The sequence below is a fragment of the Actinoalloteichus hymeniacidonis genome (assembly GCF_014203365.1).
GTDB classification, from domain to species: Bacteria; Actinomycetota; Actinomycetes; order Mycobacteriales; family Pseudonocardiaceae; genus Actinoalloteichus_A; species Actinoalloteichus_A hymeniacidonis.
Genome location: NZ_JACHIS010000001.1, coordinates 1,521,456 through 1,536,796, shown reverse-complemented (window position 1 = coordinate 1,536,796; position 15,341 = coordinate 1,521,456). Strand labels below are relative to the sequence as shown.

The following is a 15,341-nucleotide window of genomic DNA, read 5'->3' as shown; positions in this document are numbered from 1 at the left end:
GATCTGGTGCCCCGTCCGATGTTCGTGTCCTGGGCGGTCTTCGCGGCGGTGCAGGGCGGACTGATCATCGCGCAGGCGGAGTTGTTGGCCCGCACCATCGCCGGACTCGAGACGAGCTGGTTGGGCTGGTTGGCCGCGGTCATCGTCGTGCGGGCCTGCGTCGCCCGACTGTTCGCCGGGACGACACGACGCGCAGGCATCGCGATCCGCCAGGACCTCGGTTCCCGGTTGCTGCGTCACGCCGATTCCCGACGGCGGGGCGGGGAGTTCGGCACCCTGCTCGGTCCGGGTCTGGCCGCCCTGGATCCCTACCTCACCGGCTACCTGCCGCAGTTGGTCATCTCGGTGATCGTGCCGCCGCTGGTCCTGATTCGAGTGGGGGTCGCCGACTGGATCTCGGTGCTGATCATCCTCGCCGCGCTGCCGCTCATCCCGGTCTTCGGGATCCTGATCGGGCTGCGTACCCGCGAGGTCACCGAGCATCGCTGGGCGGAACTGCAACGGTTGGGCGGGCACTTTCGCGACGTCCTGGCCGGTTTGTCGACGTTGCGGGTCTTCGGCCGCACCGGGCATCAGGCGCGGGTGGTGCGCGAGATGGCGACGAGTCACCGCAGGGCGACGATGAGCGCCCTTCGGGTGGCGTTCCTCTCGGCGCTGGTCCTGGAGTTGGTGTGCTCGCTCACCGTCGCGTTGGTCGCCGTGCCGATCGGGTTGCGGCTCATCGCAGGCGACCTCGCCCTGGCCCCGGCGCTGGTCGTCCTGCTGCTGGCACCGGAGGCGTTGCTGCCGCTGCGCGCGATGGGCACCCGCTTCCACGCGGGCGCGGAGGGCTTGGCGGTGGCGGGCCGGGTGCGGGACATCCTCGCCGAGCCCTCGGCTGACGGGCCCGCAGCCGCCGAGGCCGCAGCAGGCGGACCGGATTCCGCAGCCCGGCAGAGAGTTGTCGTCGAGCGCATCCCGCCGGGTCGGGCGGTGTCCGGATCCGAACCGCTCGACGTCGCCGATCGCGGACGTCCGGTCGAGATCACGCTGGTCGACGTCACGGTGCGCTACCCCGGCCGCGACAGACCCGCGCTGGACCGTGTCTCGCTGACGGTGGCTCCCGGCGAACGGGTGGCGATCACCGGACCCAGCGGTGCGGGCAAGTCGACCCTGCTGCATGTACTGCTCGGCTTCGTCGCCCCCGACGAGGGCCGGGTGTTGATCGACGGCGTCGAGCCGGGCACGGACGAACTCGCCTGGGCACGGTGGTCGGCCGCGATCTCGTGGATTCCCCAGCAGCCCCGACTGTTCGCGACCACCGTGCTGGACAACATCCGACTCGGCCGACCGGAGGCCGATTTGTCCCGGGTCCGGGCGGCGGCCTCCGCTGCCGACGCGGCCGAGTTCATCGACGCACTCCCCCACGGTTACGCCACGCCCATCGGCGAACGAAGCTCAGGCGTCTCGGCGGGTCAACGACAGCGCATCGCCCTGGCCAGGGCGTTCCTGCGCGACACCCCGGTGGTGTTGCTCGACGAGCCGACCGCTCGGCTGGACCTGCACAGCGAGTCGGCCGTGGTCGATTCCGCAGTCGGCCTCCTGGCGGGCCGCACCGCGCTGGTCGTCGCACACCGTCCCGCGTTCGTGGCCATGGCTGATCGCAGCGTCCGGTTGGTCGAGGGTCGCGTGGTGGACGGCGAGTCGCCTGCGGCCGGGCCGGCTCGACCGCGGGTGCTCGCATGATCGCCCTGTTGCGTGCCTCGGGGCTCTACCGGCTGTCGCTCGCCGCCATCGCCGGTGTCCTCGCCGAACTGTGTGCCGTGGCGTTGACCGCCACGGCCGGTTGGTTGATCACCACCGCCGCCGGTCAGCCGCCGTTGGCCGCCCTGGGTACCGCGATCGTGGCTGTCCGGGCCTTCGCGGTCTTCCGGGGTGGTCTCCGCTACGTCGAGCGGCTCGCGGGACACGAGGTGGCGTTGCGTGCCGTCGCCGGACTGCGGTCCCGGGTGTACGCGGCGATGGTGCGCGGGGCGGGCAACCGCGACGGCGACGCGTTGTCGACCATGGTCGCCGACGTCGACAGCGTGCAGGACCTCGTGTTGCGTGTGCTGTTGCCGATGGTCTCGGCCGGGGCGGTCGGCTCCGGAGTGCTGTTGCTCTGTGTTTCGCTGCTGCCCGCCTCGGCCATCCCGGCCGGCATCGGCCTGCTGCTCGTCGGTGTCGCCCTCCCGCTGTGGGTGGCGGTGGCGTTGCGTCGGACCGGTGCGGCGCTGGCCCGGGCCCGCGCGGAGTTGGCGGAGCACGCGCTGGACATGGTCGACGGTGACCGCGAACTGCTGGCCTTCGGTGCCATGGATCGAGTCAGGGCGCAGGGCGATCTGCTGTTGGCCCGGCTGGCCGCGATCGACCGGCGGGCAGCGGCGGTGACCTCGACGGCCACCGCTGTCGGGTTGTTCCTTCAGGGCGCCACGACCCTGTCGGTGGCCTTGGTCGCTCTGCGCTCCGGCGCCGACGAGACGCTGACCGCCGTCGTGACCCTGGCCGTTCTCGCCGCATTCGAGGGGATCCTGCCGTCGGTCGACGTGGCGCACCGGTTCGTGGAGCTACGGCCGTCCGCACGTCGCATCGCGGCGTTGCTCCGCACTCCGCCCGGAGCGCCCCCGCGTGAACCCGTGGCCGCCGAGGCGGGCATCACTCTGACCGAGGTCGAGATCCGCTACCCGCAGGCCGCGACGCCCGCGTTGAGTGGGGTCGATCTGCGGATACCTCCGGGAAGCGCCGTGGCCGTGGTCGGCGCCTCGGGCGCGGGCAAGAGCACCTTGCTGGCGGCGATGACGGGGCTGATCGAGCCGAGCGCGGGACACATCGCCGTCCCGGAAATCCGATCGATGACCCAGGACGCCCATGTCTTCGGTACCTCGGTGCGCGCCAACCTCCTGTTGGCCAGGCCCGATGCCGATGAGCGGACGCTGCACGAGGCGGTGGCCATGGCCGGGTTGACCGAGGTGATCGAGCTGTTGCCGCAGGGTGTGAACACCGTCGTCGGCGAGGGCGGCCACCGACTGTCCGGCGGGCAACGCCAGCGGTTACTGCTGGCCCGGGCATTACTGGCCCGACCGGCCGTGCTGCTGCTCGACGAGCCGACCGAGGGGCTGGCTCCCGAGGCAGCCGACGCCGTTCTCGCCGAGGTGTTGGCGAGTCGGCGGGGACGAACCACCGTCGTGGTCACGCATCGCGCCGAATCTCTGTCGCTGTTCGACACGGTGGTGCTGCTCGATGCCGGTCGCATCGCGGCGATCGGCTCGGATGCGGTGCTGCGTCGAGACGATCCGACCTACCGAGAGGTGTTCACGGTGGATGTCGTCCGCTGATCGACAGGATGGCCGTCGCGAGAGCCGAGAGGAGCCGCGGCTCGTGCGGACCGCGCTGGCGATCATGATCGGGCTGTTCCTCGGCTTCTTCGGCGGTCTGGTGTCGGCACAGGTTCTCGACCTGATCCACCGTCTCGTCGAGGGCATTCCGGCCGATCTTCAGTTGCGTCGGTTCCTCCCCCTGACGTTCGCATCGGTGGGCGCACTGGTCGCGCCGGTGCTCGCCGGTATCCGGATGCGGCGGCGAACCACCGATCCCGGTCCGCGGCGAGCGCATCCGGCGCGATGCTTCGGGAACACCTTCCGAGGATCGACGCGGACCCCTCACACCAGATCGCGCGGGACGACGTGGTGCCAGTTCTGCGAGAAGACCCGGTCCGGTCCCTCATAGGCATCCAACCGGGCGTGCAGCACGAAGTTCTCCGGTGTGCAGGTCAGCGTCGTGTTGGTGGTGATCGAGACCCGCCAGTCTCCCCTGGCGAACTCCATCGTCCACTCCGTCTCGCCCCGAACCGAGGAGAAGTCGTCGGCAACCCAGCCGTATCGCTCGAAGGCACGCCTGCCGACCTCGAGGTCGATGTCCTCGAAGCGAACCACCCCGATGTCCTTGAGCACCTCCAACGCGGAGCGGTAGCCGATGAGGTCCCTGGATACCGTCCAGCCCTCCTCGGGGGGCCGCAGGTGCGAGGTCTCGATCGGCGGCGCGCCCTCCGGTTGTCCGAAGGGCTGGCTTGCGACGCCGTCCGGTTCCGCGATCGGACGTACCGGCAGGATCAGCGAACTCGTGCCGGTGTGCACGCTGAGCAGGCCCGGATGCGGCGGCGGCCAGGCCAGCGGCCAATAGGAGGTCGACAGCGAGAGGCGGATGCGATGTCCGGGTGGGAAAGCCTGCGCGACACCGTTGAGCGACAACGACACCCGGCAGCGTTTCCCCGGTTCCATCGGTGTCGGGTCCTCATGGCTGTCGCGGTGGGTGAGATTCAGCAGCCCGTAGGTGATCCTGGTGGCGCGGCCGTCGGGGGACACATCGGATAGTCGGGCCGCGATCATCGCCACCGGCTGTGTCACCGTGACGTCCAGTTCCACCCGCGGCGCACCCAGGATCTCGCGCTGCTCAGTAAGAATGTCGCTGTCGAAGGTCAGTGAGCCGCCGTCCTCCTCCCGCTGGTCGTACGGCAGGTCCGGCGGGGCGTTGTAGGAGCACCACTTCCCGGCGAACTGGCCGACCGACAACGGCGACTGGACCGTCATCTCGCGTTCCTCGGCCTCGGTGTCCTCATCGACGATTCGATAGGGCGCCAGTCGGTACGACATCGAGCGGATGTGTGGCGAGGGCCACGACGGCTCGCCGACCCACCGTCCTGGCCGTTCCTGGTAGGCCGTCGACGGCGGGACGCTGTCCTGCATCCAGGTACGCAGCATCGGTTCGCCCGGCAGGCAGATGAAGTCGTCGAACTCGCGTTCCGATTCGTCCTTCATCCAGTAGTCCCACCAGCACACCACCTCCTGAAGGAAGCCGATCGCCGGACCCGGCTCTCCCACGTGCGGATATTTGTGGGACCACGGGCCGATGAGTCCCTTTCGCGGGACGTTGAGGTTCTCCAACAACCGGAAGACCGCGTTCGAGTAGCCATCCGCCCAACCGCACACCGCGAACACCGGGCATTGCACGGCGTCGTAGTCGCCGCTGATCGAGGCGTGCCGCCAATAGTCGTCCCGTCGTTGGTGTTGCAGCCATTCCGCGACCCAGGGCCCGCCGCTCTCCAACCGTTCGAACCACATGTCCCGCCATCGGTCCCCCACCACGGCCGGGTCGGGCGGACAGGTGGCGTAGGCGAACATCGTCGAGGACTCGGCAAGGTTGTCGGACAACATGCAGCCGCCCATGTAATGCATGTCGTCGCCGTATCGGTCGTCGGTGAAACTCGCGATCACGATCGCCCGCAGGCTCGGCGGGCGGCGGGCCGCCACCTGGAGCGCGGCGAACGCGCCCCAGGAGATGCCCATCATCCCGGTCTGTCCGTCACACCACGGCTGTTCGGCCAACCAGGCCAATACCTCTTCGGCGTCCTGTTGTTCCTGCTCCAGGTACTCGTCGGTCAGCACACCGTCGGAATTGCCGGTACCCCTGATGTCGACGCGAACACAGGCGTAGCCGTGACCGGCCATATAGGGGTGGTTGATCGAGTCCCGCAGCGAGGTCAGGTCCCGATGTCGATAGGGGATGTACTCCAGGATTGCGGGCACCGGCTGCGCGTCGGCGGAGGTCGGTCGCCAGATTCGGCCGGACAGCCGGGTACCGTCGGACATCGGAATCCAGACGTTCTCCTCCGACGTGATCGTATAGGGCAGCGAGGCCACCGTCCGCATCGGCGATCATCCTTCCTCGTCGACGAACTCGTAGGTGAGCGCGGCGACGCAGCGCTCGTACTTGTCGATCAGATCCGCCTCGTCCTCGGCGCCGACGGCGATCTCGGCCAACGTGAAGCTGTAGCTGTCCTGTGCCTCCAACGAGGAGAGTCGCTCGCCCTCCTTGGCCACCGGGTACACCCGGACGCCGGGAAGCTGCTGGTGGATGCGGTCCAGTTCGGCCTGCGTCGGTCCGCGACGCAGCACGCCGTCGGAGAACCTGCGGTGGTAGCAGCGGGCCGCGATGCCGTGCTCGCCACCGCCGCGCGGCAGCGTCGGATCCTCACCGGTCGCCAGGGCGAGCATGCAGTGGTGGTTGGGAAAGCCATCCACCTGTTGGAACAGCGCGGCGTGCGATTGCGAGTGCCGGGTGTTGATCTCCAACAGTCCGATGTCGTCGGTCTCCGGATCGTAGAAGTACTCGATGCTGAAGGTCGCGTTCGTCAGGCCGATGTGTGCGATGACCCGGGTGGAGATGTCCACCAGGCGGTCGCGCACCGCGCTCGGCAGCAACGACGGGTACTGGTGGCGCAGGAAGCACGGGCTGTCGGGGTAGTCGACCGAATCCAGCGTGCCGTAGATCTCGACCTGTCCTGCCAGTGCGTAGCCCTCGACCGCGACCTGCACACCGGACAACGCCTCCTCGGCGAGGATGGCCTGACCGCCCGCCGTCTCGATCTCGGGTGGCAGTCGCACATGGCCGAGGATGTGGTCGAAGGGCTCGCCGATCCGCCCGATGCCCTCGACGATCCGCTCGACCGCCTGCCGGAACTCCGTGTCGTCGTCCACTTTGAACGCCAGGTCGGAGGAGAACGACTTCACGGGCTTGAGCCACAACGGATAGCGCAGATCGGCGGGCGGCCGCTGATCCCCCGGCTCGACCAAGCCGAAGCGGGGGTGCTCGTCGATGACCTTCTGCTGTTCAAGCCTGCTCCAGTACTTGTGCTCGCATTTCAGCACCGAGGTCAGGTCCGCCCCTCTGGTGCCGAAGCGGCTGCACAGGATCGGCACCATCGTGCTGACGGGGAAGTCCCAGAACCCGACGATCCCATCGATGGGGCCGTCGAAGGCGGTCAAACGTTGCTCGGCCTCGGCGATCAGCTCGACGATGGGGATCGTGCCGTGTTGCAGCTCCTCGATGCTCAACAGCTGATGCAGCCGATACCGGTCGGCGTTCGGCATGGACCGCATGACTTCTCGGTTCGGTTCGTCGAGCCCTACGACGAAGATGTTGGCCGCTGGCATGGGCACCTCCCACGGGTGTACCCCGAAGGATCGTCATCCGATGCGGTAACTAAACCTGGTTCCAGCACCCGATGCCTGCCGGTCCGTCGAGGAATGGAGCCACCTGTTGCTCCTGGGGTGCGTGCGGCCGTGGTGGCATCGGAGACAGCGAGGCACGGCGTCGACCAGACCCAGGCCGACGTCCGGCCGGCGGAGTCCCCGAGGCCGACGCCGGGGCGCGTGGAACAGCACGTCGTCGGGCACTCCCTCCCGGTGCAGACCTTCCTGCCCTGCGTCGACTTCGACGACTGCGCCGCCGTCCTGGATGCCCGGCGGCTGGGCAAACAGCGGGTCGAGGTGCTGCAGATCCTCCGAGCTCTGGTCTGGCCGGACTACGGCTGGAAGAACCATCCCGCGGTCGCGATGTGGCGCGGTTTCACCAGGGCATTGGTCTGCTACGGCGTCGCGATCTGTGAGGACTGGCGGGCACTCGGCGGCCGAGACACCGTGTTGCCACAGCTGTTGATGTTCACCGGCGGCGTCCGTGACACGCAGGAGCAACTGGACGAGTCGGGTTTGCTTCCGCCATGGCTGGGGCTGGCGGACCTGCACAATTCACATCGCTGCGCGTTGGTCGCCAAGGACCCCGAGCACTATCGGCCGGTGTTCCCCGAGGTGCCCGACGGGCTGCCGTACTTCTGGCCGCGCCCGGTCTTCCCGCACTGGCCGCTGCGCCGGGGAACACAGCGGGCCGCCACCCGACGGGAGGCCATGGGCCTGTTGGCCGAGCCGACCCTGCCGCTGGAGACGGACTGGACGGTGGCCCGACTCGCCGCGGGCCGGGATGCCGAGTTCACCGGCTCGGCGCCGGATTGCGACCTGCTCGCCGTCTACGCCGGGCTTCGCACGACGGGACGGACGCTCTGGCTTTCGCTCCGTGGCACCGAATCGGAACTGCCACCGCCCGCGATCCGGCCTCGCCGCGAGCTCGGGGGCAAGGCCACAGCGCGGGGCCCCGCCGGTGCAGCGGCCAGCAGGCAGCCCGGACCGATCGAGACGGCGGCCGAACAGGCCGAATGGCAGGAACAGCCCGAGTTCCTCTTCCTGCATCCGCCCGGCATCGGTGCGGCGAGCGAACCGCTGCCTGCATTGCTCGACGCGCTGCCTGCGGACGTCGGACTGGTCGTGCTCGCGGATCCGCCGCAGCAGGGGCCCCCGGCGGCCGAGGTGCGGGCACTGCCACGGCGCACCGGCACGTCTCGACGCCGGAGAGCTGGCACGCCCGCCGCAGGCCCGGTCGGCCTGCCGGATCGCGCGCTCCCCGATACCGCACGACGCCGACGTGCCGACCTCGACATCGTCCCGGACGGGCACGCGGGCGCCGATCGCCCGGTTCCCGCCACGGGCGGGAGCGCCGAGGAGAGCGGCGGACTCCCCCGCCCCGCGATCGGCCTGCCGGTGCTTCGGCTTCGTCCGCGAACCGAGTAGCAGCGGCGGGCCCGCAGCGCAGTTTCCGTCAGCTCGGTGACAGCATCGCGAGCCCACCGCCACCGTGGGACAAACGTGTTCCGTGCCTCGGTCGCAGCGGCTCGCCCGACGACGCGGGTCACGCTGATTCAGGCGGCTCGGTCCAGATCGCTTCTCGACTGTGCCCGGGCCTGCGCCCCCGGAGGATTCTTGGCACCGGTTATCAGAGCGAGCGCGTTCGGCGTGATCACCGGTGACTCGGCCGACCCCGAGTTACCGGTCGTGGCTGGTCCGGGCAGCCCCTCCTCACGGTGTCCGCGCGCCACGGTCATCAACAGGATCACCCCGATGAAGACGAGGCTGTGCGAGAGAACTCGTTCTGCGGTGACCAGTCCGCCGACGAGATCACCGATCGACACCAACCCCAGGACCACGGCGAAGCCGCCGAGCATCGGCAGTTGACCGGCCGCCGCGCGCGTGCGCACCGCAGCCCACAGCAGGCCGACTCCCAACGCGAGATTCCACGCCGCGCTCTCGTTGATCAGGTGTCCTGCGGTGAGGCCCCCGGATGCACCATGCACATGGTGTCCGCCGCCGAGGAGCTGACCGACCCCGAGAAGGATCTGGGTGACCGCCACGATGCCGAGGAGGATGCGACGCCGCTGCCTTCTGGGTTTCGCCGGGGCGGGCATCGCCATGATTCGGTCGGTGAGGTCGGGTACCGCTGGGGCGGACCGGACGTGCATCGAGCGTCGCATGTCCGTGACCGCGCCCTCCCAGGCGTGGCATTCCGAACAGCCCTGGACATGTCGGTTGATCTCCGACTCGGGCAGGACACTGGCTTCTCCGTCGATGCGTGCCGACAATGCCTCCCGGTAACGCTCACAGTCCATGCCCCTGATTGTCGTCGCCGCAGGGGGTTGGGTTCCCGCGCATCTGCACTACTGTGATCGTCGTGGCGCGCGAAAGTGATCGGATGACCGAGGAGCAGGTCACGGCGCTCGCGCTCGCTGCGGGTCGTGGAGACCGAGCCGCCCTGGAGGCCTGGGTTCGCGCGACCCAACGGGACGTCTGGCGGTTCCTCGCGCACCTGGCCGATCCCGGCAGTGCCGACGACCTGACGCAGGAGACGTATCTGCGGGCGTTCTCCTCGTTACCCAGGTTCGCCGCTCGATCCTCGGCTCGGACCTGGCTCATCTCGATCGCCCGTCGAGTGGTCGTGGACAAGATTCGTTCGCAGACGGCGCGCCCGCGCCTCGCACGCGAGGTCGACTGGCAGCAGGCGGCCGAAGCCGATGCAGCGCGCCGACACCAGAAGGCGGCGGGCTTCGAGGACATCGTGGAGCTCAACATGCTCTTGGACGCCCTCGACGAATCACGCCGTTCCGCGATCGTGCTCACCCAGATCCTCGGGCTGTCCTATGCCGAGGCCGCCGACGTCTGCGAATGCGAGATCGGCACGATTCGCTCCCGGGTGGCACGGGCCCGCGAAGATCTGCTCCGAGCGCGGGAACGGGCACAGGACACCGGCTGACGTCGCTTCCGCTTCCCACCGGCCCCGCGAGGGGAACGCGGCTAGTCGAGTCCATGGTGTGTGGGCGCCAGTGGATCGGCGGCGTAATGGAGCCGCACCACGCCGTCGGAATGGCATTGTGCCTCGGCGTTGACGCCGAAGACCTCGCGAAGCAGGCCTGGCGTGAGCACTTCGAGGACCGGGCCTGCCGCGACGATCCGGCCGCCGTCGAGTACCACCAGTTCGTCGCAGGTCCGCGCCGCCATCTCCAGTTCGTGCAGTACGGCCAGGGTGGTCACACCCGTGGCACGTACCAGGGCCAGTAGCTCGAAGCGGGCCCGGATATCCAGATGATTGGTCGGCTCATCGAGGATCAACAGCCGGGGTTGCTGGGCGAGTGCCCTGGCGACCAGAACCCGTTGCCGCTCACCACCGGACAAGGTCCCGAATGCCCGGTCGGCGAAGGCAGCCGTCGCGGTCCTGGCCAAGGCGTCCTCGACGATCTCTCGATCACGCTGGCGCCACCGCCCCACCAATCCATGGTGCGGAGTCCGACCGAGTGCGACGACCTCCTCGACCGTCAGACCGGCCGACGAGGAGTCGCTCTGCAACACGGCGGCCGTGCGCTGCGCCGCGTCCCGCGAGCTCATCCGCCACACCTCGCGGTCACCGACGCGGACGACACCGGCATCGGGCCGCAACGAGCGATAGACGGAACGCAGCAGCGTGGTCTTGCCACTGCCATTGGGGCCGACCAGTCCCACGAAGGAACCCGGTGGCACCTCTAGCGAGGCACGGTGGACGATCCGCCGATCGCCGAGTGATAGGTCGACGTCGGATAGCAGGAGTCTCATGTGGCATCCAATCCTCGGCCGCGCCTGATCAGCCAGATGAAGAACGGCGCGCCGAACACTGCGGTGAAGATGCCCAGTGGCAGCTCGTTGGGTGGGTCGACGAGTCGGGAGAGCAGATCGACCAGCACGAGGTACGACGCGCCGATCAACGCCGCCAACGGCAACAACCGCCGATGGTCGATGCCGAATGTCAGCCGAACCAGGTGCGGGATCATCAGTCCGACGAAACCGATGCCGCCCGCGACCGAGATGAGGGAGGCAGTGAGCAGCGAGGCGGTGACCAGCAGGCCGATGCGCAGCCGCCACACGTCCACGCCCAGTGCGGTGGCCGATTCGTCACCGGTGACCAGTGCGTTGAGCCGCCTGCCGTAGAGCACGAGGAGCCCGGTACTGATCAGGACCACGGTCGCGGTGAGAGGCAACTGCTCCCATTGCGCCCCCGCGACGCTGCCGAGCATCCAGAACATCACCCTGCGCAGCTCGTTCGGGTTCGCCTGCAACTGGAGGTAGCTGGTGACGGCGGCCAGCACATAGCCGATCGCCACCCCGGAGAGCACCAATCGGGTCGGCACCAGCCTGCCGCTGCGTTGGCCCAGCGCGAAGACCAGTACCACTGCCAGCAGCGCACCGAGGAAGGCGGCACCGGTGACCCCGAGTCCGGTCAGTCCGGCGAGAACCCCGGAGCCCGCCGTCATCACGACGACCGCGCCCACCGAGGCACCGGAGGAGATACCCAGGATGTAGGGATCGGCCAGCGGATTGGCGACGACGGCCTGCAGCACGACGCCCGCGATCGACAGGCCTGCGCCACAGAGCGCCGCCAACAACACCCTGGGAACCCGATAGGTCCACAGGATCTGATCTTGGACCACGTCGGCGGGTGGTGTCCCGGTCAATCGGTCGACGACCACCCGCCAACTGTCCGACAACCCGATCTGGACCGAGCCCACTCCGACCGCAAGCAGCATCGTCAATACGAGGAGGACCGACAGACCGGTCATCAGCGGAATCAACGGCACCCGGTTGAACAGCGCCGTCGCCCGTTGCCGTTGGGCCACGACTCAGAACCTCTCGGGATGCGACATGCGCGCGATCGCCTCGACGGCCGCCGCATTGCTCGGCCCGAGATAGATCGAGTCCGACAACACCACGAAGTCCTCGTTGCGCGACGCCGCCCATTGTGGGAACTCCTCGAACAGCCGGTGCGCTTCCGATTCGGGATCCGGGTGCTGATAACTCACGATGACCACGCCGTCGATCGAGGCGTCGGCGGCCTGTTCGAGGCTCACATCGGCGAACATCCCCGCCGAGGCGCTAGCGAAGGCGTTCGTGGCTCCCGCCCGGGCCAGTATGTCGTTCCAGATACCGGTGGCTCCGACGTCGCCGAGCCCACCCGAACCCATGCTCATGCCGACGAACAGGACGAGCACCTGGGGTTCCTCCGCGTCCGCCACGAGGGCTTCGACGGCGTCGATCTCGGCGCGGGAGGTCTGGATGATCTCCTCGGCACGATCCTCGACGCCGAAGATCGTGGCGAGATCGGTGATCAATTCATAGCTGTCCTCGATGCTAGGGGTGCCTTCGGCGACGTCTCCCGCGCAGCTGTGCGCCGGGGCGTAACTGTTCGCGCCCAGTTGTCGCAGTTCGTCCCTGGTGGCATGCCCGAGATCGGCGGCGAATCCGCCGTCGTAGGTGGAGACCACGAAATCCGGTCGCAGCGAGAGCATCGCCTCGCGCGGAATGTCTCCCGCATCGTTCAGGTCGAGATCACCGGTGGGAAGGGCATCGATCTCCGCCTGTCTCCCCTCGACCTCGGATATGCCGTAGTTCTGGGCATTGGCGACGATCCGGTCGCCCAATCCGAGTGCCAGCATCGTGGAGACCTCTGCGACCGAACCGCCATTCATCACGACGGTGCGTTCCGGAGGAGCGAGGAAGGTGAACTCCTCCCCGCAATTCTCGATGACCACCGGGTACCCCGCCGGGCTACTCACCGGGTCGCCGTCAGCGGAGGCGGTCTCTGGTGTGGCGTTCGAGCAGCCCGTCGAGGCCAGTAGGACCGCTGCCGTGATCGGAATCCGGAGTCGCCGAGCCACCACAGTCATCGCTCCTCGTCATCGCGCCATCTCGACGGGGTCCGAGATGTCCTCTCATCGGTCGGAGCCGCCCGGGGCAAAGTTCCCGGAAACCCGATCAAGGCGGCGCTCCCTTCCTATGGAAGCCCCGTTAGGACAAAGCGCGGAAGGCGTTGCGGCACACCGAGAACTCGAGGCGTGACGGGGATCTCCCCGCCGCGATACCCGAGCCGGAAATCCGCCGTCCCGCACGTCTGACCTGCGGGCGAGCCGGCACGGCCGACCGGGAGGACGAGACGTCGAGGCCGGCCCGCAGGCAGGCCGGGAACCAACATGTCGGTTCAGCCGACCCCTGGGAAGTGCGCAGACGTGGCAAGCCCGATTTCGGTATCGAACGCATGGTTCGCGGTGGATTGACGATCTCGGTGACGATCGCCGTGGTGGTCGTCGCCCTGACCGTGGCTCTCGCCGGTGATGTCCACGCGCCGCTCGGCGACACGGACCCCGGCCCGGTCACCTCCCTGGGGGCAACGCTGCTTCGACTGTTCGCCCGGATCGCCAGCGCGGTCTGCCTGGGCTCGTTGTTGTTCGCCGCCTTCTGCACCCCGTCCGCACCGACGGGCACCGTCACCGCCGATGGCTATGCGGCGCTGCGGACGGCGGGGCGTGCCGCGGTCTGTTGGGCGGGAACGGCGGTGTTACTGATCCCCTTCAGCGCGGGCGATACCGCCGGTTCGCCGGTGGCGTCGGTGCTCGGCGACCCCGGCGCGGTGTGGGGACTCGTCGACGCACTCGAAGAGCCGAAGGCCTGGCTGTTCGTGCTGGGCTGCGCCGTCGCCGTCGCGGTGGGGGCACGGTGGACGCTGTCCTGGCGTCCGATCGTGTTGCTGCTGGTGATCGCGGTGTTCGGGGTGCTGGCGCCCGTGGTCGTCGGTCACGCCGCTGTCGGCGCTTGGCACGATGTGGCGACCAACGCGATGCTGTGGCATGCGGTGGCGGCGGCGTCCTGGTTGGGCACGCTGGTCGCGTTGTTGCTTCACCTGCGACGCGGCGGCACCGACCACGAGCAGGCCCTCCGGCGTTATCACCGTCTCTCGCTCGGCTGCCTCGCCGTGCTGGGCGTCTCCGGGGTGATCGGCGGATTGGTCGCGGCCCGCCCCGCAGGTCTCATCGGGACCGGGTATGGACTGCTGCTCCTCGTCAAGGTTCTGATTCTGCTCGCGTTGGTGGCGATCGTCGTGGCTCTGCGCCGAAACTCGCTGCCACGATCCGGCGTCGAAGGACGTCGACCGGTGACGCGCCTGCTGGTGGTCGAGGTCATCGTGTTCGGGCTGGCAGCCGGTGTGTCGGCGGCGTTGGGTCGGCTCGTGCTGCCATCGTTCCTGTCCGATCCCGCGTCGATCCTGGAGACGATGATCGGCTACGAGCTGCCCTCGGCCCCCGACCTCGCGGGCATGGTGCTGGGTTGGCGACTGAATCTCGTGGTCGGGGTCGGTGCATTGGCGGGTCTGGTGCTCTATCTCCTCGGCGTGCGCAGGTTGCGGCAACGCGGCGATCGCTGGCCGATCCAACGCACCTCGGCTTGGTTGGCGGGTTGCCTGATCGTCCTGGTCACGACGTCATCCGGGCTGGGCCGTTTCGCCTCCGGTGCCTTCAGCATCCACATGGCGACCCACATGACGTTGAACATGCTGGCCCCGCTGCTGTTGGTGCTCGGCGGACCGATCACGCTGGCGTTACGCGCGCTGCCCACTGCGGGGAACGGGCTGCCGCCGGGGCCACGGGAATGGCTGGTGTCGCTGTCCCATTCCGGAGCCGCGCGACTGTTCCTGCACCCCGTCACCGCCTCCGTGATCTTCATCGGCTCGCTGTACGGGCTTTATTTCACCGGTCTCTTCGATCAGGCGATGCCGGAACATTGGGCTCATCAGTTGATGACCATCCACTTCCTGGTGTCCGGTTACCTCTTCTACTGGTTGATCATCGGCGTCGACCGAACGCCTCGGCCGCTGCCACATCTGGCGAGGCTGGGGATGCTGTTCGCCGCCATGCCCTTCCACGCGTTCTTCGGGGTGCTGTTGATGACCCGGCCGACGCTGATCGGGGAGATGTATTACGGCTCGCTCGATCTGTGGTGGGTACCCGATCTCCTCGCCGACCAACAGATGGGCGGCGGGATCGCCTGGGTGGCCGGTGAGATTCCGATGGTGTTCGTACTGATCGCACTGCTCGTCCAGTGGTCCCGGCAGGACGACAGAGACGCCCGTCGTCACGATCGCCGGACGAACGCAACACCCGGTGCGAGCCCCGACCTCGACTCGTACAACGCGATGTTGGCTGCGCTGTCCGAACGACGAGATTGATCAGAAGCACGACGCCGTATCCCGCCGGGCGCTCGCCCGCGCCGCCCGGACCCCGAGCGCAAGACAGTCGGCACTGCGAAACC

General features: G+C 68.5%; 12 protein-coding genes. 6 read left to right on the top strand and 6 right to left on the bottom strand.

Translation table 11 applies throughout. The features are described 5' to 3' along the window. The first annotated feature begins 6 nt into the window (after window positions 1–6). From cydD to BKA25_RS28600, 3 genes are read left to right on the top strand one after another with little or no spacing between them, the layout of a single operon-like run. Window positions 7–1,725, top strand: a complete 1,719-nt coding sequence (cydD, locus tag BKA25_RS07005) for a thiol reductant ABC exporter subunit CydD (protein ID WP_216637751.1) — start codon at window positions 7–9, stop codon at window positions 1,723–1,725. Then, on the top strand, window positions 1,722–3,353 hold the full coding sequence (gene cydC / locus BKA25_RS07000) for a thiol reductant ABC exporter subunit CydC (RefSeq protein ID WP_069851164.1): 1,632 nt from the start codon (window positions 1,722–1,724) through the stop codon (window positions 3,351–3,353). Before cydD ends, cydC begins: the two co-directional genes overlap by 4 nt. Next, window positions 3,259–3,744, top strand: coding sequence for a DUF5957 family protein (locus BKA25_RS28600; RefSeq protein ID WP_375791845.1), 486 nt, complete (start codon window positions 3,259–3,261; stop codon window positions 3,742–3,744). The genes cydC and BKA25_RS28600 overlap by 95 nt, the downstream gene beginning before the upstream one ends. On the opposite strand, the gene BKA25_RS06995 is transcribed toward BKA25_RS28600, so the two are convergent. Both BKA25_RS06995 and BKA25_RS06990 read right to left on the bottom strand, forming a co-directional pair. Beyond that, entirely contained in the window at window positions 3,678–5,723 is a 2,046-nt protein-coding gene (locus BKA25_RS06995; protein WP_069851167.1) for a CocE/NonD family hydrolase, read from the bottom strand. The two genes, BKA25_RS28600 and BKA25_RS06995, sit on opposite strands and share 67 nt — an antisense overlap. Before the next feature lie 6 nt (window positions 5,724–5,729). Further along, entirely contained in the window at window positions 5,730–7,007 is a 1,278-nt protein-coding gene (locus tag BKA25_RS06990; protein WP_069851168.1) for an ATP-grasp domain-containing protein, read from the bottom strand. A gap of 219 nt (window positions 7,008–7,226) precedes the next feature. On the opposite strand from BKA25_RS06990, the gene BKA25_RS06985 reads away from it, so the two are divergent. Beyond that, window positions 7,227–8,474 (top strand): MSMEG_6728 family protein, encoded by a 1,248-nt coding sequence (locus tag BKA25_RS06985; RefSeq protein ID WP_236750345.1) that lies wholly within the window; start codon window positions 7,227–7,229, stop codon window positions 8,472–8,474. Window positions 8,475–8,602: 128 nt separating this feature from the next. Here the strand turns inward: BKA25_RS06985 and BKA25_RS06980 are convergent, their stop codons facing one another. Next, window positions 8,603–9,346 (bottom strand): zf-HC2 domain-containing protein, encoded by a 744-nt coding sequence (locus BKA25_RS06980; protein ID WP_069851172.1) that lies wholly within the window; start codon window positions 9,344–9,346, stop codon window positions 8,603–8,605. A gap of 83 nt (window positions 9,347–9,429) precedes the next feature. Here BKA25_RS06980 and BKA25_RS06975 point away from each other — a divergent pair, with 83 nt between their 5' ends. After that, on the top strand, window positions 9,430–9,987 hold the full coding sequence (locus tag BKA25_RS06975; protein WP_069851174.1) for a sigma-70 family RNA polymerase sigma factor: 558 nt from the start codon (window positions 9,430–9,432) through the stop codon (window positions 9,985–9,987). A 41-nt stretch (window positions 9,988–10,028) separates the two neighbouring features. Here the strand turns inward: BKA25_RS06975 and BKA25_RS06970 are convergent, their stop codons facing one another. From BKA25_RS06970 to BKA25_RS06960, 3 genes are read right to left on the bottom strand one after another with little or no spacing between them, the layout of a single operon-like run. Then, a complete protein-coding gene (locus BKA25_RS06970) occupies window positions 10,029–10,820 on the bottom strand; it encodes an ABC transporter ATP-binding protein (RefSeq protein WP_069851176.1) in 792 nt (263 codons plus the stop codon). Continuing rightward, complete coding sequence (locus BKA25_RS06965; RefSeq protein ID WP_236750346.1) at window positions 10,817–11,878, bottom strand: FecCD family ABC transporter permease; 1,062 nt, start codon at window positions 11,876–11,878, stop codon at window positions 10,817–10,819. The genes BKA25_RS06970 and BKA25_RS06965 overlap by 4 nt, the downstream gene beginning before the upstream one ends. 3 nt (window positions 11,879–11,881) lie before the next feature. Then, window positions 11,882–12,925: an ABC transporter substrate-binding protein gene (locus BKA25_RS06960; RefSeq protein ID WP_069851178.1), complete on the bottom strand. Its 1,044-nt coding sequence runs from the start codon at window positions 12,923–12,925 to the stop codon at window positions 11,882–11,884. Window positions 12,926–13,254: 329 nt separating this feature from the next. On the opposite strand from BKA25_RS06960, the gene BKA25_RS06955 reads away from it, so the two are divergent. Further along, window positions 13,255–15,258, top strand: a complete 2,004-nt coding sequence (locus tag BKA25_RS06955; protein ID WP_311734456.1) for a bifunctional copper resistance protein CopD/cytochrome c oxidase assembly protein — start codon at window positions 13,255–13,257, stop codon at window positions 15,256–15,258. Window positions 15,259–15,341: the final 83 nt, after the last annotated feature.

Bases quoted from the DNA above. Each gene is read 5' to 3' on its own strand.
- cydC (WP_069851164.1), top strand. From the start codon at position 1,722: ATGATCGCCCTGTTGCGTGCCTCGGGGCTCTACCGGCTGTCGCTCGCC.
- BKA25_RS28600 (WP_375791845.1), top strand. From the start codon at position 3,259: ATGCCGGTCGCATCGCGGCGATCGGCTCGGATGCGGTGCTGCGTCGAG.
- BKA25_RS06995 (WP_069851167.1), bottom strand. From the start codon at position 5,723: ATGCGGACGGTGGCCTCGCTGCCCTATACGATCACGTCGGAGGAGAAC.
- BKA25_RS06990 (WP_069851168.1), bottom strand. From the start codon at position 7,007: ATGCCAGCGGCCAACATCTTCGTCGTAGGGCTCGACGAACCGAACCGA.
- BKA25_RS06980 (WP_069851172.1), bottom strand. From the start codon at position 9,346: ATGGACTGTGAGCGTTACCGGGAGGCATTGTCGGCACGCATCGACGGA.
- BKA25_RS06975 (WP_069851174.1), top strand. From the start codon at position 9,430: ATGACCGAGGAGCAGGTCACGGCGCTCGCGCTCGCTGCGGGTCGTGGA.
- BKA25_RS06970 (WP_069851176.1), bottom strand. From the start codon at position 10,820: ATGAGACTCCTGCTATCCGACGTCGACCTATCACTCGGCGATCGGCGG.
- BKA25_RS06960 (WP_069851178.1), bottom strand. From the start codon at position 12,925: ATGACTGTGGTGGCTCGGCGACTCCGGATTCCGATCACGGCAGCGGTC.